The following is a 645-nucleotide window of genomic DNA, read 5'->3' on the forward strand; positions in this document are numbered from 1 at the left end:
TAGCAGTTCTATTGTCAGCGTCATATGTTGGATTCATCTCAGCAATACTAACTGAAGACACCTTATCACTTGGAATAATACGTTTTGCTAATTCAAGAACAGTATGTGGATACAAACCTAACACTGCCGGCGCACTTACCCCAGGCGCAAACGCACTATCAATGACATCCATACAAATCGTAAACATAATGACATCATGTTCATGTACAAAACGTTCAATCATATCTTTAATTGTTGGTGATACGTGACTCAATAATTCATCTGCAAAGACATAATCAATCTTTTTCTCTTTAGCATAATCAAATAAACTTTGCGTATTACCACCTTGAGCAATACCAAGCACTAAATAATCTGTGTTTTCATCTTCTTCTAAAATTTGTCTAAAGCTCGTTCCAGATGTAGATTGTTGTTCAGCACGTGTATCAAAATGCGCATCAATATTTATCACACCAATAGATTGTGTTGGATAGACTTTACGTGTTGCTAAATATTGAGCATACGCAATATCATGTCCACCACCTAATAAAAATGTTTGTCTATGATTAGCAATTGACTTCGCTGCAAGCATAGCAAATTCTTTTTGAGTATCAATTAATTCCTCATGATCATGATAAACATTTCCGTAATCGACTAAAGTTTCACATT

At 34.9% G+C, this 645-nt stretch carries 1 protein-coding gene; it reads right to left on the reverse strand.

All coding sequences use genetic code 11. The features are described from left to right. Nucleotides 1-645 (reverse strand): formimidoylglutamase (hutG, locus tag IDG60_RS28140; protein WP_206161094.1); only part of this gene is annotated, 645 nt, incomplete at both ends.

The sequence above is a fragment of the Staphylococcus sp. EG-SA-2 genome (assembly GCF_017152085.1).